Genomic DNA, 21,176 nt, shown 5'->3' with positions numbered 1-21,176 from the left:
CTAATTTGATTTTTATACGAACTGCCTTCACTTTCCAGTTTTGTTAAGGCATTAAAAAATAGCCAAGAGAGATAATAACTCTCGGGAGGTGATAATTATGACGGTTGCTTCTCAGGTAAAGCAAACCTTAGCAACCTTAAAAGGAGTTCAAGGAACATTAAGAACCTATAACGTTCAAGCAAAGGATGAAAACGCTCAGTCCGTTTATAATAATTCCTTAGAAATTACCAATGTGATCATTAAAGATTTGGAAGATCGAATCAAGGTTCTTGAATTTGAAGAGCCACAATACAAAGGCAATTAAAAAGGCGGGTACGGTATGCAGGAAACTCTTTATTTAATTTTAAAATCCCTCGCGTTATTTTGTATAGCTTGGTTATCTATGCGGCTCATTGGCAAACGGAACATTACTAAAGTAAAACCTTTTAATTTTCTATCCTATATCATTATAGCCGTTGTAGTAACATTAATGTCCTTAAACCTTATAAACCTGAGCTCGGGATTTGTCGTTTTAATAACCTGGGTTGTTCTTCCTCTGGCTCTCGATTTTCTGGGTATCAAGAGTCAGGTAATTCACCAGTTTATTAACGGAAGGGAAACTGTTTTAATTAAACACGGAAAAATTATGGAAGAAAATCTTCTTCAAGTCCGCATGACAGGAGAGGACCTGTTGGCCGAACTGCGGTCAAAAAATATTTTCAACCTCACTGATGTTGAATTCGCTGTCATGGAATCTAACGGTGAAATTAATGCTTATTTAAAAGCAGACAAGAAGCCCATTACCGCCCATGATGTCGGACAGAAGGTGTCCCCGCAAGCTGAACCTCAAACCGTTATTATGGACGGAAATATTCTTGCCGAGCCCCTTTCCTCCCTGGGACTTAATCAGGACTGGCTAAAAACTGAACTTGACAAAATGGGAGTGGCTCTTGAGAACGTATTTATTTGCCAGGTTGATTCCTCCGGTGAATTATTCCTTGACCTCTTCAACGATGCTGTTGAAATTCCCCAGCCTAAAGTTAGGGAATTACTCTATGCCAACCTGGAAAAAATTCAGGCAGACCTCTTAGCCTTTTCTTTGCAAACGGAAAACAAAAGCGCTAAAGGTATGTATCTCCGCAATTCTCAAAAGCTTGATCATCTTATTAATAAATTACGTCCTTACTTATTACATTAAGAGGTGTTACCATGTCCGATAAAAAGAAGAAAAAATTATCTCCCACTCAACAGGAGTATCAGAAATTCGCCCAAGACAGAGAGCCTAAGAGGCCTATTTTTCTTAACTGCGTAAGGGCTTTCTTCGTAGGAGGTCTGATTTGCGTCATTGCTCAGGGGATACAAATGTTTTTTATAACCTATTATCATTTTTCCCAAGAGAATGCCGGAAATCCCACTGGGGCAGTTATCATTATAATCACAGTCTTACTTACCGGTTTTGGCGTTTTTGATCATATCGCTCAATGGGCAGGAGCCGGCACCATAATTCCCGTGACCGGTTTTGCCAATACCATCGCTTCGGCTTCTATTGAACACCGAAGTGAGGGGTTTGTTCTTGGAGTAGGCGGCAATATGTTTAAACTCGCTGGTCCTGTTATTGTCTATGGTGTTTTTTCCGCCTTTGTAGTCTCATTAGTCGTCATAACGTTAAGAGCATTGGGTGTGATGTAAATGTTGTATGGTCATCAGTCATGGATTTTTGATTCGAAACCCACCATAATTGCTTCAGCTGCTGTCGGCGGGCCTCATGAAGCCCGCGGATCATTAGCTGACGATTTCGATCTTCTTCACGAAGATATATGGCTGGGGCAAGACAGCTTTGAAAAGGCTGAGCGAAAACTGCAGGAACAGGCTGCTGAATTGGCAATCAAAAAAGCAGCGCTAAAAAAGGAAGACGTTCAGTTTTTACTAAGCGGAGACTTAATCAATCAAACAGTTCCCAGCAGTTTTGCTGCGCGCACTCTCGGAATTCCTTTTCTCGGGCTTTATGGCGCCTGCTCTACCTCAATGGAGGGCTTAGCCCTTGCCTCTCAGCTTATCGACAGCAAATTTGCCAAACATGTTCTTGTTTGTACTTCGAGCCATAATGCTGCCTCAGAAAAACAATACCGATACCCCACAGAATACGGGGCTCAAAAGCCTCCTACAGCACAATGGACCGTTACAGGGGCCGGAGCGGCCTTGGTATCCGATCAAGGAGAAGGCCCAAAAGTTACGTCAGCAACCATTGGCAGAGTTATCGATATGGGATTGTCCGACCCCTTTAATATGGGGGCTGCCATGGCACCGGCAGCAGTAGATACAATTGAAGCTCACTTTAGAGACTTAAACAGAGAACCATCCTATTATGATGTCATCGCTACAGGTGACCTGGGCAGAGTAGGACATAGGATCGCCGGGGACTTATTAAAAAAACACGGTTTAGAAATACCGAAAGAAATTTTTACAGACTGCGGAATTCTAATCTATAAAGAAGACCAGCCTGTCGTTTTAGCAGGAGGAAGCGGATGTGCCTGTGCGGCAACAACAACCTTTGGGCATTTCTTAAAGCGAATGAGAAAAGGAGACTTGAAGAAGCTTTTGGTTGTTGCTACAGGAGCCTTATTATCCCCTATGTCCTTTCAGCAAAAGGAAAGTATTCCTTGTGTTGCTCACGCGGTAAGTATTGAACTATAAGGAGCGCGGTACAATGGAAAAATTTCTCTGGGCTTTTTTGATCGGCGGAGGCATTTGTGTCATCGGACAACTCTTATTAGATGGGCTTAAACTAACCCCTGCTCATACAACATGTGCTTTAGTTGTAGTTGGAGCAATACTTGGAGGGCTGGGTCTTTACGATCCTCTGATTAAATTTGCCGGTGCCGGAGCATCTATTCCTATCAGCAGTTTTGGAAATTCCCTGGTCAAAGGAGCCTTGAATGAATATGCGGGAGTAGGTCCCATCGGAGTCCTTACGGGCATTTTTGAAGTCACGAGTGCAGGAATATCGGCAGCGATCATCTTTGGCTTCATGGGAGCACTTATTTTTAGGCCTAAAGGATAAGAACTAAAGTATCTAAGATTTTTGTCTAAAACTCCGTTGGACCTTAGTTATTCAGCCTTTCGATATTTTATAAGGAGGTGATTGAGAAATGACCGTTGGAACACAAATGACACAAGCAATTGCTACAGTTCAAAGCGCCGCAGCAACCATGAAAACATTTGCTTTAGAAACCCAGGACCAGGAAGCAAAAAAGACCTTTGAACAACTTGCCCAAACCTTTGATTCTGCTCTTAACGTTTTAAAAGGCAGAGAGCAATACATCCAACAACAAGAACCTCAATATAAACAATAGTCGTGTATTCATTAAACAAGACCCTGCATAATAGTGGTTTAAATCCTCCACTGATATGCAGGGTTTATTTATAAACGGATAATATTCAATGCCCAAAAATTAATTTTCTTTGAGACTGCACTCATATAATCTTCAATGGTCATAGACAGTATCCAAAAGCAACACCGCGTTATGCTTTTACAATCTGTGACTTTAGCTTTTCTGCCAAAGGGATATCTGCCGGAGCAAAATCATAGTTGTCTAATTCGTCATACCTAACCCAGGCAATCTGGCTATGGACATTTAGCGTAAAAATACCCGAAAGCCATTGGCACCTGAACGCAAGCAGTTTGATAGTGCCCTGAGGATAATCATAAATACTTTCTCCGAAAAAATCCAGGACTTTGATCTCTACCTCAAATTCTTCCCGGATTTCACGTTTTAAACAATCTTGCGGAGTTTCGCCGGGTTCAATCTTCCCCCCTGGGAACTCCCATTTTCCCTCTAAATTCTCACCCAATGCCCGTTGAGCGATCAAAATGTTCTTATCACTGATAATGATAGCAGCGCCTACTTCTACCGTAGTCTTCATCCTGGTTTCACCTTCCTATCCGTCTGATTAGGGCAAAACTTGCAGCGCAGCATTTAAATCCTTGATAAAAGCTAACACTTCTTCTTCTTTGGTTGCCCAAGAAGTAACGAGACGAACCGCCGAATGATTGATGTCAACCTTTGACCAAACATAAAACGCGTAGTTCTTTTGTAATTCAGAGATTATTATATCCGGAAAGATAGGAAAAATTTGATTCGAAGGTGAATGTACCAAAACGTTAAAGCCGGCTTTCGTTATTTCATCCCGAAGCAAACCGGCCATTTTATTAGCATGTCTGGCCATATCAAAGTATAAATCATCTCGGAAAAGCTCAAGAAATTGAATACCCAGGATCTTACCTTTAGCAAGCATAGCTCCTTTCTGCTTCATATGGAATCTAAAATCTTCCTTAAGTGATTCGCGACAAATTACAAGAGCTTCTCCTAAAAGTGCGCCATTTTTAGTTCCGCCGATATAAAAAGCATCTACGAGATCTGCCAAGACGGAGAGCTCCAGATCATTTTCATCCGAACACAGGGCTGAGCCCAGTCTTGCTCCATCCATATATAGAAATAGATTATTGTCGTGACAACAGCCACTGATCTCTTCAAGTTCCTTCTTTGTATAGATCGAACCAATTTCTGTTGGATTTGAAATATAAACCAATTTTGGTTTTACCATATGTTCATCTGTATGTAAATCAAGAGCACCTTTGATATGCAAAGGATTTAGTTTTCCATCCCCTACTTCAACGGAAATGATTTTATGTCCCGTTGCTTCAATGGCTCCCGTTTCGTGAACCAATATGTGTCCGGTGTTGGCCGCAATGATTGCTTCATGAGGTCTTAAGAAGGCTGAAATGGCGGTAAGGTTTGTTTGTGTCCCCCCCGAAAGCAGGTGAATGTCAATGTCATCTCTCCCTATTGTTTGCTTTAACAATTGAACCGCTTTTTGTGAATAGAGATCTTCCCCGTAGCCTTCAACCTGTTCAAAATTTGTTTCACCCAAAGCTTTTAATAATCTTGGATGAGCACCTTCACTATAGTCGTTTTTAAAACTGTACATTGCTAAGACTCCTTTATATATTCTTTGGAAGGTATGGGCTTAACATCGTAATTATTGCTAGTATATACCTGCAGGATATTTAATATCTTAACCCTCTAAGCAAACGAATTCAACGGCTGGTTGAAAAACAATGAAGCCCGTTCTTCGCATCGCAAAAAACAGACTTCATTATTAAGGGATTTTAGGAATGCTTAGCTACACCTTCTTAACCCGCTGAGCCACAGAAGCAAATTTGCCCTTCTTCAGATAAGTCATCCTTAATATTCCCCTCATTGATAAGTGCATTGCTAAAATCCGGTTCCCCGTTACCAAATATTGCATCGCAGGCGCTAGTATTATTGATCATAATGTTGGAGATTGCCAGTGCCACTTCCGCCGGGAGGTTTAATCGTCCTATCCACTTAAAACAATAAAAGTTGGTAACTGGATGAAGTGAGCCATCTTTGGCAGGAGTTGAAAACCATACGGTATAACTATACCCATCATAGGACTCTTCTTGGCAATGGTTAAAGATAGCTGTATCAGGAATCAAAATTCTATTTCCTAATCTCATTGCAGCCTTACGAGCATCGCGAATCTTTTGGGCATCGATATTCTTTTTAAGGAAATTAATGACCGTAGCATCAGCCAGAGTCGTTGTATCACCCATGGTTCGACCCTCAGCAATATCTTTAAGAAGCCGTCTCATGATCTTTCCGCTTCGGGTCTTGGGTAATTCAGCTGTCAAAAAAATATCATCCGGTCGAGCTAACGAACCAATTTTCAGCACAACATGAGATTTAAGTTCATTAATAAGTTGATCTCCTATCTCAATTCCCTCTTTGATACTGACAAAGGCAAATACTGATTGACCTTTAATTTCGTGAGTTTTGCCTACACAAGCAGCTTCAGCAACTGATGGGTGATCAACCAAAGCACTTTCTACTTCAGCTGTTCCGATTCTATGCCCTGAAACATTAATAACGTCATCGGCACGCCCAATTATCCAGAAATATCCATCTTCATCCCACTTTGCTTCATCCCCGGTGAAATAAACACCTGGAATATCGCTCCAATAGGTATCTACATAACGTTTATCATTACCATAGACTGTTTTCAGCATTGCCGGCCATGGCTCACAAACTACTAAATACCCGCCCTCGCCTTTAGGAACCGGATTACCTGAGGGATCGACTATTTGAACACGAACACCCGGAAAGGGGGTTGTGCACGACCCCGGCTTTAAAGGAGTAATCCCAGGGACAGGTGTCATCATAATCATACCGGTTTCTGTCTGCCACCAGGTATCAACTATTGGGCAGCGCTCTCCCCCAATATGTTTGTAATACCACATCCAAGCTTCAGGATTAATCGGTTCTCCTACCGACCCTAAAAGCCGCAGGCTTGAGAGATCCCTGCCCGCAGGATAGTTTTCCCCCCATTTCATAAAGGTACGAATCGCAGTTGGTGCCGTATATAAAATGCTTACTCTGTATTTTTCAATGATTTCCCAATAACGGTCTTTCTCAGGGTAATCAGGTGCTCCTTCGTACATTACTACTGTTGCACCATTTGACAAAGGGCCATAAACCAAATAGCTATGCCCTGTTATCCAGCCGATATCAGCGGTACACCAATAAACATCTTCTTCCTTAATATCAAATACCCATTCGTGAGTTGTCGATACACCTACCATATAACCGCCGACTGTATGAACCACCCCTTTAGGCTTACCGGTCGTTCCACTGGTATAGAGAATAAAAAGCATATCATCGGCTTCCATGGGTTGTGCTGGACAAACATAAGGCATATTCCTGATGACTTCATGATACCACAAGTCTCTTTCAGCTTTCATGTCCACAGGGTGTCCCGTCCGCTGAATAACTACAACTTTTTCCACGCAATTAATACCACGTAACGCTTGATCCACATTTTCTTTTAAAGGTATAATATTTCCACGACGATAGCTTCCATCTGAGGTAACGACCACTTTTGCCTGAGCATCAAGAATTCTATCTTTTAAAGCATCAGAACTAAAGCCCCCAAAAACGACACAATGGGCAGCGCCGATTCGGGCACAAGAGAGCATCGCAATGACAGCCTCAGGTATCATCGGCATATAAATTGTCACACGGTCGCCCTTTTCTACCCCAAATGACTTTAGAACGTTAGCAAACTGAGATACCTCACGCTGAAGATCTTGATACGTTAAAACTCTCCGGTCACCCAATTCCCCTTCGAATATCAAGGCCGCTTTATTTCTGCGCGCACCCTCTAAATGCCGGTCCAGGCAATTATAAGCCGCATTTATTTTTCCGCCGACATACCACTTGGCAAAAGGAGGGTTCCATTCTAAAACTTTGTTCCAAGGTTGAAACCAGTCCAGCCTGTTCCCTTGTTCGCTCCAAAACTTCTCCCGATCATGGGCAAGTTCATGAACTTCCGAATTTTGAATAACGGCCTTTGAACGGAACTCTAAAGGAGGGAAAAACAACCGTTTTTCCTCCAATAATCCCTCACGGCGTTTCTCTTCCATAACTATATTCCTCCTATCGTTTATTTGTATATAATACACTATATTATTTAGAATGTTAAGAATATTTAGTTTATGGCTTAATAATAAGCACTTATCGTTATTTTCTTACAAACTACGTTCACTCGTCTCAATCTAACTTCACTTCTTTCTAGTCAAGGTCAACAAGAAAGAGGTGAAAAAAAGAAAAGAAATTAACAAATTCCTGCATTGATTCAACCAACTTACAAAAAAAACATATAATTTCTTGCAACTCTGATCCCCTAAGCCCGTACTATGATATAAAAGGGGGAATATCATTATGCCCGAACAGTTAACGCTATTTAACAGCGGAATTTTTTCAGGGGGAAGCTACGACAAATTAGCATCTCTTCCTGATGAGACAGGGAATAAAACACTTGATGAAATAATAGAGATTTCCGGTTATTCTTATGATCCTAACCAGGATATTTTTTATTCCAATATGGACCCCTGGCAAAGGAAGATCGGCTATTGTCATTTTTTCGATGTGGCAGCTGCACCCATGGGAATGATCATTGACTGCGAACCTATTTTCTTTGACTATAACGGCAAACAATGGATGATCGGCTTTTGGAAAGGTCAGTATGATTTAGTTTCCGGAGCAGAAATTGGGGTCTATAAAAGGACTCCGAATCGCAATCCCCTGAGTTATATGCTGGGTTCTTATTATAAAAGTGCTGACGACAATGAACTCTTGCAAATGTCCTTTACGTTAAGGAAGAACGGGAACGTGCTTTTTACCAGAAAAGACCGTCACTGGTGGTTAACAGGTTTCAAACTGGGCGAATTCTCTCAACCCTCGGAATTATCTATGGCCATCAATATTACTTTAGATAACACAATTATGCGTGATGCCTTTATTGATGGGCTGAGAAATGCCGGTTACTCCGATGAGGAATTTACTCATTTCGGAACAACCGTGAGTTTCAATTTTGACGTACCTCATACCCCCCAGCCGATTACCCGAAACAAAGTCCTTGAGTGGATTATTCAGTGGAAAAATGAGCAATTATGCAATGAATTCGAGGATATCACAGGTGATTCGAATACAGTACCGGAAAAATTGAAGGTTCTTGAAGAATTAGAGCCAGAACTTTACAAAAGAATCCTCCGAATGGGGAGATCAAAACCCTTATATAATTTGTTTCAAAGTGGTTTAACAGCAGCAATAGCCTTATTGGTAATCATTATCGGTACCGTTTTTTATAATATTGTTTTACTCTAGCCGACCAAAACACCCAAACGAATAACAAAGGAAGGCCTTGAACTCAGTCAAGGCCTTCCTTTGTTATTCGATAATGTACTCCACAAATAATGTTCGCTCTTCAACAAGATCGCGTTCAACAACCCGCACTTGCTTCAGGTTAACCTTTCCTTCAAAAACACGCACGATAGGACGAGTTGGCAAGCCTTTATTTTGTCCTACAATGACTCCGGTTTCTCCATTGTTAAGCTTCACCGTGTATCCGGTCGGGTAGGCTGCTATATGCCTTAAGAAAACATTTATCAATTCATGGCGAAAACGAACACCGGCGTTAGCCATCACTATTTCACAAGCCACATGGGGCAATACCCGTGGAATACCGGGAGAACCATGAATCAGACAATCATAGAAATCGGCAACGGCAATAATTTCCGCCAAGGGATGAATTGAGGTGCCTTTCAGCTGACGAGGATAACCTTTACCATTTGTCCATTCATGATGTTGATAAGCCATATGGGCGGTTATAATGCTGCTTTCAGGCCTTTTACGGATAAGTTCATACCCTTGAATTGTATGAGTCTGGTATATCTCTTGCTCTTCCTTTGTCAGGGGACCGCGTTTATTAATAATTTCTTTCGGCAAAGTGGTAATTCCCACATCGTGGAGAAGAGCACCTTGAGCAAGATCATTGAGCTTCTCCACCGGTAGACCGAGCCCTTTGCCCAAGACAGTAGCCAACACACAAACATTGACAGAATGGAAGTACACTCGATTATCCAAACTACGCATATCCATTAGGCTAATCATGATATCCTTTTGAAAGAGAATATCCTGTACGATATTACTTACAGATTCTTTGATATCTATTTCTTTATCTTTGTCTTTATTTTTATCACTTTGAATCGTTTTACAGGAGCTCTCGATTGCTTTCAAAGCATCGAAGCGGTGTTGATCAGAAATAACATCCTCTATGATAACATCATTTGTTAATTCATCTTCGATATATATGCTATAAATCCCCATATCTTTTAAGCGATCAATGTAGGGCTTTTTTAGCACGACACCTTTTCCAAGCAATATTTTGCCATAAGAAGTGTAAATTTCCTTTGCCAGAACATCACCATCATTAAGACGTTCAACACTTACTTCTCTCACGTTGTTTCCTCTCTTCTTTCCCACGTCCTAAATTTCGCAAGCCCCGATACAAACTATAACTAATCAGCGAAGTGAATACAAGCATGAGAAAACTCCAAATTGGATCTCCAAAGCCAAAACCTATGATCATTTTTGATCACCTCAATACAATCTTTATACATTTTACCATAGGTTTAAGCTTAGATATGTAAAAATTTACGTGAAGATTTTGCGAATCGACATTTAGAAGGTCTACTTTTCCAAGAGGTTTGCCCCAATTCAATCAATTTTATTAATAAAATCCTGAAAATTATCAGCATGAATTCCCGGATTTAAATAGTTACTGCAGTTCTCTAAAAATGCTATAATACTTTTTTCCTCTTCTAATTTTTTATCAGGGGTCATATTACCTCTTCCTAAACGATCACATAACCCTAAAAGAGCGATCTCATGGATAGAAACCTCTGACGACATCTTTCCTATATCGGCAAACGGCAATTTCTTGGTCACGAATAGAATTTGCATATGCCAACGTACCAATTTGGAAACCCGGCTTATAAAATCCCTATCATTTGTGAGCTCCTGAAGAAATTTTGCCGAAAGACTCTCTCCCAATTTATCATGGTCATAAGAAGTAATCCGCCCTTTTTTAAACTTGGTAGCAGGGGCTTTGCCTAAATCGTGGAGCAATGCTGCCCACATAAATGCCTTTGGATTTTGGCTTAGATCTTTTCTTTCCGCTGCATTGTCCAGAACCATCATTGTATGGTTCCAAACACTCCCTTCGGGATGATGTTTTGGTGATTGAGGCGTACTCATTAAGTCACCGAGCATTGTATAAGGGTATTCCTGAGAAAATATCCCTGTTCTGCTTAATTCATTAAAATAGTTGGAAGGTTTACGGTCATTTAACAAATGGTTCTCAAATTCAATAAACATTTGCATGGTTTTTTCTCCATCATAAATAGTTTACTTTATAGTTACCCGAATTCCTGGAATCTACTCTGTATATACTTAATACCACAGCCATAGCCTTCCGTTGCACTTCAGAGTAAAATGTAACTACTATGACATTGTTAAATGCTAGAAAAAGAAGTATTATAATTAGAATCTAATTCAGAATTCAATTGATAGAGGTGTAAACTATGATCAACGATCCCATAAAAACTTTCGTTACCGTAGTTGAACTCAAGAAATTCTCTCACACTGCTGAAGAACTTTATCTTTCCAATACCGGCGTAAATGCACAAATTGAATGTTTAGAGCAGGAACTTGAGACAAAACTTTTTATCAATTCTTCCGACTCCTCCAACCATCTGGAACTTACGCTGGCTGGTGAGATTTATTATAAATATGCCAAACAAATTATTAGTTTACAGGATAAGGCGCAAGAAGAAATTAAAAATTTGACCAACATGGTTACAGGCAGCCTGAGAGTTGGGGGAAGTTATACCATTGGTGAATACATTTTACCTTTTGCCGTCACTGAATTCGCCGCCCACTATCCAGGGGTAGAAATTGAAACTTCCATCGCCAATACGGAAGAAATTATTCAAGCAGTTCGAAGGAATCAATTAGACGTTGCTCTTGTGGAGGGAGAAGTCAATCATACGGACATTCAAATCCATTCTATTATGGAGGATGAAATTATCCTAGTCGTTCCCAACCAACATCCCTTAGCCAAACTTCCTATTGCCACCTCTGAGCATCTCCAGGATCAAGTATGGATACTCCGGGAAAGCGGTTCGGGAACCCGCGCTTTTAGCGACAAACTTATTAAAGAATGGGGTATAAACGTCAGAAAAAGTTATGTTTTTGGAAGTGGTCAAGCAGTTAAACAAGCTGTTATTGCCGGTTTAGGCATTGCCCTTGTCTCGCGCTGGATCGTACGGAAAGAATTAAATGCTAAAGAATTAAAGTCTCTTAGAATTAAAGGAAAACGACTTACTCGTTCCTTTTACTTAATAGAACCAAAGAATCAAAATCAAGAGACAAATGAAGTAACGGAAGCGTTCACAGAACAGCTCCTCGGTCAAGATCTTATTACATCATGGAGAAAATTAACAAAAAAGGGAATTGATCTATAAATAAATTTTGCCAGAATACGCAGCATTATTATTTACTGGTTACAGGAGGAGAATTATGCCGTTTACTCTTAACAATGATATAAGAATCAATTATGAAATTGAGGGAACACCCCAGGGAGAGTGCCTGGTTCTTCAGCATGGCTTTTTTGGCGGTATAGAGGATTGGTATGACTATGGTTATGTTGAAAGGCTTAAGAAAACCTTTCAATTAATAGTAATTGATGCTAGAGGGCATGGCAAGAGCGATAAACCTCATCATTCAGAGCAATATTCTTTATATCTACGGGCCCAGGATGTAATTAAGGTACTTGATGCTGAGAAAATTGACAAATGTCATTACTTCGGATATTCAATGGGAGGCTGGATTTCTTTTGGATTAATGAAGTGGTTCCCATCGCGCTTTAAATCTTTTATTCTGGATGCCATCCACCCTTACGAAAATGATATGATTTCTTTACGTGACTCTGTCGTAAACCTTGAACATTGGGTCCCGAACCACAATGTCTCTGAAGAGCATAAACGACGGTTTTTATTAAATGATAGAATGGCGTTGCTAGCGGCAGTGGAAGAACCAAGAACTAATAACACTGAGCTCTTAAAAACTATCTCAGTACCATGCCTGATGCTGGCCGGAGAAAATGATCCTATTTATGGAAAAGTAAAAGAAAGCTCGAAATTATCCCCATTAATTGAATTTGCAACAATTCCTAAAGCCGATCATTGGTTTTCTTTGTACAAGAGCGGCTTCATCATTCCACAAATCGAAGAATTTATTGAGAAAGCGACTGAGAAATCCATAGGGAAATAACAGCTTTCTCAAATCTTAATATCTCAGTTTCTCTATTTTAGCTCAAAACAAACTAAACCCAAGCATATTAGAATCTCATTTTCGCAAAAACTTATATGTCACAGAATCAGCTAATCCAGAGTGTTGTTTCTGCAGAAATAAGAAAGGGGTCTAAACATTGCTAAACTTTGATTACTCAATCCCCACTAAAATTTTCTTTGGCAAAGACCAAATTCAGAAACTACCAGAACAAATTTTGGAATTTGGTTCACGGGTGCTTCTTATCTACGGCGGAGGAAGTATTAAAAAAATCGGATTATACGATCAGGCAATAAAGCTATTAAGGGAAACTAACATCCCCTTTTGGGAACTTTCCGGAGTCGATCCGAATCCAAAGATTGAGAGTGTTCGCCGCGGAGTTGACCTTTGCCATAACCATCAAATCGATTTCGTCTTAGCTATTGGAGGAGGAAGTACCATTGATTGCGCGAAACTCGTTGCCGCAGGTTATTATTATTCCGACGATCCTTGGGATTTGATGATTGGTAAGGGACATTTTGAGAATGCCCTGCCCATCGGTACAATTTTAACTCTAGCTGCGACAGGCTCCGAAATGGACCCTATCGCAGTCATCAGTAATCCTGAGACAAATCAAAAACTTGGAATGGGACATCCCCTAATGGCGCCTAAATTCTCAATCCTTGACCCAACTTACACCTATTCTGTCCCCAAAAGTCAAACTGCTGCAGGCATTGCCGACATTATGAGTCATGTTTTCGAAGCATATTTCAGCAATATAAAAAGTGCATATTTACAGAACCGATTAGCTGAAGCTATCTTGAAAACTTGTATTCATTATGGTCCCATTGCTCTCGAGGAACCCGATAATTATGAAGCTCGGGCTAACTTGATGTGGGCCTCCAGTTTAGCTATCAATGGGCTTCTGTCTTACGGGAAAATGCGAAAATGGAGCTGTCATCCTATCGAACACGAGCTGAGCGCTTATTATGATATCACTCATGGGGTGGGACTTGCCATTATCACACCGCATTGGATGGAACATGTCTTAGAAGATAGTACCGTTGAAGTCTTTAAGAACTACGGTATCAACGTTTGGGGCTTAAACCCTAATGAAGATAATTATACTATAGCGAGAACAGCCATCTCCAAAACGAAAGAATTCTTTGTCACCTTAGGACTTCCCACAACACTAAGATCAGTCAATATTGATGACGAAAAGCTTGAACTCATGGCCAACGCCGCCACAAAAAATGGGACTTTAGGTGAATTCCGCCCCATTAATAGTCAGGACGTCCTCCAAATCCTAAAGTCCGCTTTATAAGCCCACTTTAACCTTTATAAAGTATAACTAGTTTGGAAATCCCTTATTCGTAAGGGGTTTCCATTTTGTTTCGTTCCCACTTCTTCCAGTGGGAGTGGTTCCCATACCTTAAGTTCACTCGCTTACTTGAAAAGCTCCCATCGGACAATATTTCACACATTTTTTACACCTGATACATTTATCCTGATCAATCATTGGAGCATTAAAACCAATTTGTTCAATCGCCCCCACCGGACAGACCCTTATTGAAGGGCAAGGATGATTTTGAGGACATCTATCTTTGTTAATGGATACATTCATGAAAGCACCTTCCTTGCAATAAATAATAGCAACGGTTATATCCTTCTACGGTATACCCCTAGCAGGTATAAGTGTACTTGAATCATAGTATCCTGTCAAGAGGCTGGTCTCAATTCCAGCTGCCTCAATTCGATGTTTAATAATATAATTCACTGGAAAAAAACTTTATTTGATTTTTTGAGGCAATCAAGTTATTCTTGTTATTATTATATTTTCGTAAACTTACAAAGAGATTTTCATGGGAGGAGGGAGTATTGTCATTATGCAGCTTTTAAAAGATAAAATCAGAAACGACGCTAAAATCATTGAAAATCGCATTATTAAGGTTGATAACTTTTTAAATCACCAGTTAGATATTTCGTTATTCAATGAAATAGGTAAGGAATTCAAACACAGATTTGCAAATAAAGAGGTTACAAAAATAGTTACCATTGAAACCTCTGGTATTGCTATTGCAAGTATTGTTGCTCAATACTTTAACTTTGTACCCGTTGTATTTGCTAAAAAACATGCCGGTATTAACATGACGCAAGATGTTTACGAAGCAAAAATTTATTCCTATACCAAAGAACAGGAATATACGATAAAGATATCAAAGGAGTTCTTAACTCCTAATGACAAGGTATTAATTATTGATGATTTTTTAGCCAGTGGAAGTGCACTTATCGGATTGATTAACTTGCTGTCCCAGAGTGATGTGGAAATTGCCGGAGCAGGAGTCGTTATTGAAAAAACATTTCAAGAAGGCCGAAAACGCATCCTCGAAAAGGGTATTCAATTAGAATCTTTGGCCATCATCGACTCAATCGAAAATGGACAAGTTATCTTTAAGTGATAAATAGCTCAGATAAACCCTGCCAATAGAAAGAGACCACTCCTATGTGAGTGGCCTCTTTCTATTTTTGAGCTTTGGATAATAACTGAAATCGTTCAGCAGATTTAGCTTTTTCATATTCACTTTTTTCAGCATTAATAATATCGGTTGAAAGATGATTGGCAATTAGTTCGGCCTGCATGGCATCTAGAGTTCGGTAGAATTGATTGTCCACACTAGCCTCAAGCATGTTCCCGGCCTGAATATATTTTTCAGCAAGCGCAGAGCGATTTAATGTCCCAGATTTTTCACCTTGTTTATACTCTTGCACAGCTGCTGCGTACAAAGCGTTTAAGCGGCTCAAGGCAAGATTTTGCAGATAACTAAACTGCGGCGTATACTTTTTAATAATCTCATCTTGAGTAACCCCTTTGGCGCTCGTGGCTGCACTCGCAAACGTTGAGGTTAGTGATTTTTTATCTTGCTCAGCTGCCGTATGTGACTGAGAATTTTCTTCCCTTGTATCACTCTGTCTGGCCTGATCACTATCCGTTTTGCCATTATCAGCTGCATTTGAACCCGTTAACTCTTTGGGAAGGGCAATGTTAAAGAAATTAGTCCCAAACTGATTTTGCAGTTGTTTTTGAATTACAGGGTTGGGTCTGAAATATTTATTGTATCCCCATACTCCTCCAAAGGCTATTAATACGATCATAACCCCAGAGATTATCAAAAGCTTTTTTTTCATAACTTCTCCTAACAATTTGGACATATATACATATTCATTAAAAAGACCAGCTTCTCAGGTAAACAGGCTGATTTTCAACCAAAGAGTGTTCTTTAGCTGCAGTTTTTATCAAATTTTATGTTGTAACCTATTTTTAATATGATACCACAATTTGGTTAAATAGTATATATTTCCATGTTTGATCTAATAGAAAGAGGGGCCGTTGCATAATGAATATTGATACGTTTTTTATAAATAAAGCCCTGCCTATAAGCGGATGATTTAAAGGCTATTTATGCAGAGTTTTGTTTAATGAAGAGCGCTTATGCATTTTGTAACAGCCACTGGTTCCCATACCTTGCATCGGTGTAAATTATTTTTGCTTTACTAGTTTTTCGGAGAGATAACTACCAAGTCCAATGATACTCTCAATATGCAAAAAATCTTCAACAGAAGGATCGAATAGAATTGTGGCGTTGGCCTGAACTTCATCGTCCCCTTCCCAAACGATTACACACATAGGAATCTCGGGAAAGGCTTGAAAAATCACGGCTGCGTCACCTAAGTTTGTGGGTTTTCCATTCATGGTGGCAGCACTTCCTAACAACTTCGGAGATCGCTGGCCAAATGCCTTGATAAGGGGAATAATCGAGTTCTTATGAAATGCTGGATAAAACAATGCTCCGCCATTAGCAATTTCTTTAAGGCTAACCCACCTGTTTTCTTTTTTTCTAAATGGCCCTGCATAGGCTAAATAATTCAACATAATTATTGATCCTATAATATCGGGAACATACTTGTCTCCTTTACGACAAATCCTTTCACTGGGACAGTCTAAAACATAGGTCGAACCAAAAAAGCTCAGTTCAAATTGATGGTTGACGCTGTTAAATGTTACAGCACGATAGGCGGAAACCTCCTCAGGAAGCATCTTCTTTATGTCATTCCAATACTTGTCATAGGCAACTCGATAATTGGTTTCCAATTTGACCCCTCCTCAAAGTAGAATTTTTTTACTACTGGTATTAAGACTTGAACCTCCCCTACATTCGTTATCCTTAACCCCAACAAGAACGAATCAAGATTGAGTGTTCGGCAATAATTTGAGGGCGATGATTCATCTCAGCACCATGTTTAAATAAACATAAACTTATGATATTTGCATTGTATTCATGACAAAAGTACTATTCTAATTTAGTGAAACAAGCTAAAATAAAATAAAATACGCAAGAAATATAAGGAAAAACTTGCAAAGGGGACAAATATATTGGAAAATAAAGAATTAATTCAAAAATAAGGTAATTATTAGGGAAACAGATTCAATTTCATAACAGGAATAATTTTATTCTTATTCATATATAACATATACCTTTATATTTCTAAAAATACAACCTTATATTGCTTTGCGATTTGACGAATGAATATATAGAATAATTGGAGGCAAACCATGAAAAGGTCAATGCAACGAAAATTAGTTGTCTTAATTCTGATCTTATCCCTAGTGCCAACTTCAATTTTAGGTTTCTATAGTTATGAGAATGCTAATTCAGTTCTTGCTTCAGAGCTTAAAACCTCCACGTCTCAATCAGTCACTAAAGTCGAAGAAACAACGAACATGTTTATGAAGGGGATTGAGCAAGACGTCAACCGCTTAAGCAATGACCCCAGCGTTATGGGAATAACACCAGGGAGCAACGGATCTCAGGCCTTAGCCGTTTTTAAGGCCTACAAACAATCCAACAACGACGTCTTAAATGTTTATTTTGGTACTGCGGACAAACGTATGATTCTTTACCCGTCAACTCAACTCCCGAATGGTTATGATCCGACAACACGTCCCTGGTACACTCAAGCTGTGAAGGCAAAGGGGATTGTTTGGACTGATCCCTATGTCGATGCAGGAACTAACCAGCTGATCATTACTGTTGCCAAACCTGTTTACAATCCACAAACAAATAATCTTCTTGGAATTATGAGCATTGATATTTCCTTGAACTCACTCACTCAAATTATCTCACAGATGAAAATCGGTCAGCAAGGTTATTTAATTATGCTGGACAAAAATAATAAAATCATGGTGGATCCTGACAAGACTCAATTAGGAAAAGATCTTTCGATCCCTGAACTCAAGATTGGTTTGGCAAACAGTGCTTCCGGAGTAGCAGACTTTAAAGTAAGTGGCAATCGGTATTTCGGAAGCTTTGCTACCTTTAACAAAACAGGTTGGAAATTCGTAGGAGTTATGAGTTACACTGAAGTTCAAGCCTCGACCTCCCAAATCCTCCACCATACTGCCATTGCTTCAATACTTTTAGCTATTTTGGCTATCATTATTGGAATTCTTTTTGCTAAAACTGTTACCAAAGCTTTAAATCTATTAGTTGAGGATGCCCAAAAAATCGGAAATGGGGACTTTACCGTACGTTGTAAACTGACCTCAAAAGATGAAACAGGAATTTTAGCTGCAACTCTTAACGGAATGGTTGAAGAACTTGGAGCTCTGATGAAAAACATTCAAAATCTCTCCCTGAACGTCAGTACATCGGCCCATGATTTAGCAAATACTGCTATTCAAACGAGCAAATCTGCGGAAGAAGTATCAACAACCGTAAGCCAGATTGCCACCGGCGCCTCAGATCAAGCAACTCAGGCAGAACAGGGATCTCTGTTTGTGGAACATGTCTCCAATAATTTCCAATCATTAGAAATGAGCAGCAATAATATGATAGAAGCCTCCCAAGAGGCCGCTCAAGCTAATCAAAGAGGTATCGATTCGGTTAACGAGCTTACAACAACATCTCAAGCCAATAAAGATTCTATCGACAAAATCGAACGTGTTATTTCTCTCCTCAATAATAAAGTGCAAGCTATCAGTACCATTCTCCAAGCCATTACGACGATCTCTGAACAGACAAACCTCCTGGCACTTAACGCCTCGATCGAAGCTGCACGTGCCGGAGAAGCGGGCAGAGGCTTTTCTGTAGTAGCCGAAGAAATACGAAAACTTGCAGAACAATCCTCAGATTCGGCAAATGGCATCCGCCAAATTGTTTTAGACATTCAAAATGAAAGTCAGCATACTGTCGGGGTTATGCAGGAGGTTCAAACGCAAACTGCTGCCCAGATGTCTGCTGTAACCAAAGTCGATTCGTCATTTTCAGATATCTCCAAAGCAATTGAGACGATTCATGAAATTATCCAACAAAATACAGATCATATGAATGAAGCTTCAACTAACAATGCTAAAGTCGTTGAAGTTTTACAAAACATATCTGCTGTTTCCGAACAAACAGCGGCAGCCTCTGAAGAAGTTACGGCTTCAATGCAGCAAACATCAAACGCTGTTGAGCATGTTGCTGAAACCGCAGAGGCACTGGATAAAGTCGCCAAACAGCTTACCGAAGAAATTCTGAAATTTAAAGTCAATAACTAGTCAACCAAATATCCCTTTAATTTAAACAAGGTGCTTTGCTCTCAATGGCAAAGCACCTTGTTATTCTTTCCATTCCATCTAAATGACGAGTTCACAAAGCAGTTACAAAACGATATAATTGATGACAACAATTTATCTGGAGTTGATAAACCGTATGATTATGCGCGAGATCGGCAAGCGAGGCATTATTTTTACCTTCGAAGACGATATTTCTATATATTTAATTAAGGGAAATCATCACTATGTTTTGTGTGATACTCATTTAGGGCCTCTATCAATGAATGTCGTCAAGGAATATCTCACTTCTCAATTAACACCCAAAGATCTCCTTATTTTTAATTCTCATTCAGATTGGGATCATATCTGGGGAAATTGTGCTTTCGAAGATGCCATTATCATTGCTCATGACACAGCAAAAAAACGGATGCAGGAGATCGGAGATTTTGAATTAAATAGATTAAGGAAATTCCATCAGGGGGTAATCAAACTAAAGTATCCAACCCTAACATTCAGTGAAAATCTTTCTTTAGCCGATGAAAATATTAATTTTATCTATGCCCCAGGACATACTTTAGACTCCTCACTATGTTTTGATCAGAGAGATTCTGTCTTATTTGTCGGAGATCTTGTTGAATTCCCTATTCCCTATCTCGACTATTATGATCTTGATGCCTTTATTAAAACATTGGAATTTATTAAAAGCTTGCCTGCCAAAATTAAGATTTCGGCCCATTCCGGCATTATAGGAGATGATCTAATTGAACGCAATCTCTTTTATATTCGAATGATTCAACAGGGCCAATCCATCTCAAATGAAATGATTGGCCCAGCGATAGAAGTCCATCAATACAACTTAAATAATCGCTTACTCCTGAAGTATGAACCAATGATTCGAGAAAAGTTAGGCAAAGAGTTCGATTATGCATCATACAAAGCCCATTTTTCAGATTTAGGAACCATAAAATCTGCCGATTTCAAACGGACACTTAAAGATTATCTGCAAGAGTTAGAAGTGAACTCGTTCAGCTAAAGCTGAACATAGAGACTTCGGTGGGGGACTCTACCCCCACCGAAGAAGAGTACGGGGGAGACCCACTCCCACTTATAGAAGAGGGAGTCTAACGATTGGATTAAAATTGTTTTGAAGCGTTCCAGTATAAATTGAAGATATTAGGCAAATCATAAAAAGAAATTCTAATTCGAGCGGGAGGGAATCAGGGTGGCCAAACCAGATAATCGTGCCGATAACGATGTCCATTTGCAAGAGCACATTAACCATACTCTAGCAAAATTGCATGATGCTGAAGAATATCTTAATGAACATGCCGAAGAACTATCAGCAAATGAGAAACAAGAGATTGAATCCAAAAATGAGCGACGCAAAGAGAGTATTAATGCCTTTATTTCGGAAAAAAAAGACGAGTCTCAGAAATAATACCTTGGTGCATTTAATAAGAATGACAGTCTATCTCTTCCAAGAATAGGACTGCCATTCTTTATTTAGTAAGATTGGTTCTTATGACCTTGATAATAAGAAACTATAGATTAAAAATTTGGGAATACTAAGCCTGAATTTTAAAGGAGGTAATTGAAATGGCTGAAAATAAGTCCAAGGAAAAGTTTATCGCTAACCCTATTGAAAGACACGATACAGCTGCCTGGCGGGGACATATAGAAAATGTTAAACCTGAATCGAATGTTCCAATCCCCAGTGAAGAATCTGTACTCAACGCCAAAGAATGGGTGGATACAAATTCTCTTTCTTAAGTATTACCGGTGAAAGTAACGAGCCCATAACACATCTGTCATGAACGTTATAGTCTAATAATGAACTCCGTACCACTTTC

Annotated in this window: 23 protein-coding genes; 15 read left to right on the top strand and 8 right to left on the bottom strand. The window is 39.6% G+C overall.

Going from position 1 to position 21,176, the window contains the following annotated elements:
- The first annotated feature begins 97 nt into the window (after nucleotides 1-97).
- The 6 genes from ACPUYX_RS07955 (at nucleotide 98) to ACPUYX_RS07930 (ending at nucleotide 3,332) form a co-directional block, all read left to right on the top strand.
- Nucleotides 98-304, top strand: a complete 207-nt coding sequence (locus ACPUYX_RS07955; RefSeq protein WP_088228174.1) for a DUF1657 domain-containing protein — start codon at nucleotides 98-100, stop codon at nucleotides 302-304.
- Between the two features lie 15 nt (nucleotides 305-319).
- Nucleotides 320-1,177 (top strand): DUF421 domain-containing protein, encoded by an 858-nt coding sequence (locus ACPUYX_RS07950; protein WP_426379189.1) that lies wholly within the window; start codon nucleotides 320-322, stop codon nucleotides 1,175-1,177.
- Nucleotides 1,178-1,188: 11 nt separating this feature from the next.
- Entirely contained in the window at nucleotides 1,189-1,668 is a 480-nt protein-coding gene (gene spoVAC, locus ACPUYX_RS07945) for a stage V sporulation protein AC (RefSeq protein WP_426379188.1), read from the top strand.
- A complete protein-coding gene (spoVAD, locus tag ACPUYX_RS07940; protein ID WP_426379187.1) occupies nucleotides 1,669-2,673 on the top strand; it encodes a stage V sporulation protein AD in 1,005 nt (334 codons plus the stop codon).
- Nucleotides 2,674-2,686: 13 nt separating this feature from the next.
- Nucleotides 2,687-3,040, top strand: coding sequence for a stage V sporulation protein AE (spoVAE, locus tag ACPUYX_RS07935; protein WP_047808600.1), 354 nt, complete (start codon nucleotides 2,687-2,689; stop codon nucleotides 3,038-3,040).
- Nucleotides 3,041-3,128: 88 nt separating this feature from the next.
- Nucleotides 3,129-3,332, top strand: coding sequence for a DUF1657 domain-containing protein (locus ACPUYX_RS07930; RefSeq protein WP_088228179.1), 204 nt, complete (start codon nucleotides 3,129-3,131; stop codon nucleotides 3,330-3,332).
- A 169-nt stretch (nucleotides 3,333-3,501) separates the two neighbouring features.
- Here ACPUYX_RS07930 and mutT read toward each other — a convergent pair whose 3' ends face one another.
- The 3 genes from mutT to acs form a co-directional block, all read right to left on the bottom strand.
- Nucleotides 3,502-3,903 (bottom strand): 8-oxo-dGTP diphosphatase MutT, encoded by a 402-nt coding sequence (mutT, locus tag ACPUYX_RS07925; protein ID WP_426379186.1) that lies wholly within the window; start codon nucleotides 3,901-3,903, stop codon nucleotides 3,502-3,504.
- 27 nt (nucleotides 3,904-3,930) lie between these two features.
- A complete protein-coding gene (locus tag ACPUYX_RS07920; RefSeq protein ID WP_426379185.1) occupies nucleotides 3,931-4,968 on the bottom strand; it encodes a threonine aldolase family protein in 1,038 nt (345 codons plus the stop codon).
- A gap of 205 nt (nucleotides 4,969-5,173) precedes the next feature.
- Complete coding sequence (gene acs, locus ACPUYX_RS07915) at nucleotides 5,174-7,483, bottom strand: acetate--CoA ligase (RefSeq protein WP_426379184.1); 2,310 nt, start codon at nucleotides 7,481-7,483, stop codon at nucleotides 5,174-5,176.
- A gap of 298 nt (nucleotides 7,484-7,781) precedes the next feature.
- On the opposite strand from acs, the gene ACPUYX_RS07910 reads away from it, so the two are divergent.
- Entirely contained in the window at nucleotides 7,782-8,726 is a 945-nt protein-coding gene (locus ACPUYX_RS07910; protein WP_426379183.1) for a DUF4474 domain-containing protein, read from the top strand.
- A gap of 63 nt (nucleotides 8,727-8,789) precedes the next feature.
- On the opposite strand, the gene ACPUYX_RS07905 is transcribed toward ACPUYX_RS07910, so the two are convergent.
- Both ACPUYX_RS07905 and ACPUYX_RS07900 read right to left on the bottom strand, forming a co-directional pair.
- Entirely contained in the window at nucleotides 8,790-9,860 is a 1,071-nt protein-coding gene (locus ACPUYX_RS07905; protein WP_426379182.1) for an HD-GYP domain-containing protein, read from the bottom strand.
- Nucleotides 9,861-10,118: 258 nt separating this feature from the next.
- Entirely contained in the window at nucleotides 10,119-10,784 is a 666-nt protein-coding gene (locus tag ACPUYX_RS07900; RefSeq protein WP_426379181.1) for an HD domain-containing protein, read from the bottom strand.
- Between the two features lie 200 nt (nucleotides 10,785-10,984).
- Here ACPUYX_RS07900 and ACPUYX_RS07895 point away from each other — a divergent pair, with 200 nt between their 5' ends.
- From ACPUYX_RS07895 to ACPUYX_RS07885, 3 genes are all read left to right on the top strand, one after another.
- Nucleotides 10,985-11,926, top strand: a complete 942-nt coding sequence (locus tag ACPUYX_RS07895) for a LysR substrate-binding domain-containing protein (protein ID WP_426379180.1) — start codon at nucleotides 10,985-10,987, stop codon at nucleotides 11,924-11,926.
- Nucleotides 11,927-11,981: 55 nt separating this feature from the next.
- On the top strand, nucleotides 11,982-12,734 hold the full coding sequence (locus ACPUYX_RS07890; RefSeq protein WP_426379179.1) for an alpha/beta fold hydrolase: 753 nt from the start codon (nucleotides 11,982-11,984) through the stop codon (nucleotides 12,732-12,734).
- 157 nt (nucleotides 12,735-12,891) lie between these two features.
- On the top strand, nucleotides 12,892-14,055 hold the full coding sequence (locus tag ACPUYX_RS07885) for an iron-containing alcohol dehydrogenase (RefSeq protein WP_426379178.1): 1,164 nt from the start codon (nucleotides 12,892-12,894) through the stop codon (nucleotides 14,053-14,055).
- 114 nt (nucleotides 14,056-14,169) lie between these two features.
- Here ACPUYX_RS07885 and ACPUYX_RS07880 read toward each other — a convergent pair whose 3' ends face one another.
- Nucleotides 14,170-14,355: a DUF362 domain-containing protein gene (locus tag ACPUYX_RS07880; RefSeq protein ID WP_426379177.1), complete on the bottom strand. Its 186-nt coding sequence runs from the start codon at nucleotides 14,353-14,355 to the stop codon at nucleotides 14,170-14,172.
- A gap of 262 nt (nucleotides 14,356-14,617) precedes the next feature.
- Between ACPUYX_RS07880 and ACPUYX_RS07875 the strand changes: the two genes are divergently transcribed.
- The gene (locus tag ACPUYX_RS07875; RefSeq protein ID WP_426379176.1) at nucleotides 14,618-15,190 is read left to right on the top strand and encodes a xanthine phosphoribosyltransferase; all 573 of its coding nucleotides are present in this window, start codon (nucleotides 14,618-14,620) and stop codon (nucleotides 15,188-15,190) included.
- A gap of 61 nt (nucleotides 15,191-15,251) precedes the next feature.
- Here the strand turns inward: ACPUYX_RS07875 and ACPUYX_RS07870 are convergent, their stop codons facing one another.
- Both ACPUYX_RS07870 and ACPUYX_RS07865 read right to left on the bottom strand, forming a co-directional pair.
- Complete coding sequence (locus ACPUYX_RS07870) at nucleotides 15,252-15,917, bottom strand: hypothetical protein (protein WP_426379175.1); 666 nt, start codon at nucleotides 15,915-15,917, stop codon at nucleotides 15,252-15,254.
- A gap of 352 nt (nucleotides 15,918-16,269) precedes the next feature.
- Nucleotides 16,270-16,881, bottom strand: a complete 612-nt coding sequence (locus ACPUYX_RS07865) for a DUF3786 domain-containing protein (RefSeq protein WP_426379174.1) — start codon at nucleotides 16,879-16,881, stop codon at nucleotides 16,270-16,272.
- Between the two features lie 462 nt (nucleotides 16,882-17,343).
- Between ACPUYX_RS07865 and ACPUYX_RS07860 the strand changes: the two genes are divergently transcribed.
- From ACPUYX_RS07860 to ACPUYX_RS07845, 4 genes are all read left to right on the top strand, one after another.
- On the top strand, nucleotides 17,344-19,329 hold the full coding sequence (locus tag ACPUYX_RS07860; RefSeq protein ID WP_426379173.1) for a methyl-accepting chemotaxis protein: 1,986 nt from the start codon (nucleotides 17,344-17,346) through the stop codon (nucleotides 19,327-19,329).
- A 154-nt stretch (nucleotides 19,330-19,483) separates the two neighbouring features.
- Nucleotides 19,484-20,359, top strand: coding sequence for an MBL fold metallo-hydrolase (locus ACPUYX_RS07855; RefSeq protein WP_426379172.1), 876 nt, complete (start codon nucleotides 19,484-19,486; stop codon nucleotides 20,357-20,359).
- Nucleotides 20,360-20,548: 189 nt separating this feature from the next.
- Complete coding sequence (tlp, locus tag ACPUYX_RS07850; protein WP_426379171.1) at nucleotides 20,549-20,764, top strand: small acid-soluble spore protein Tlp; 216 nt, start codon at nucleotides 20,549-20,551, stop codon at nucleotides 20,762-20,764.
- Nucleotides 20,765-20,922: 158 nt separating this feature from the next.
- Complete coding sequence (locus ACPUYX_RS07845) at nucleotides 20,923-21,096, top strand: CDIF630_02480 family spore surface protein (protein WP_083995852.1); 174 nt, start codon at nucleotides 20,923-20,925, stop codon at nucleotides 21,094-21,096.
- Nucleotides 21,097-21,176: the final 80 nt, after the last annotated feature.

The organism is Desulfosporosinus sp. SYSU MS00001, from assembly GCF_049943955.1.
In the GTDB taxonomy this organism is placed as follows: domain Bacteria; phylum Bacillota; class Desulfitobacteriia; order Desulfitobacteriales; family Desulfitobacteriaceae; genus Desulfosporosinus.
The sequence above is the reverse complement of the archived record's forward strand: the minus strand, read 5'-3'. Positions and strand labels throughout refer to the sequence as shown.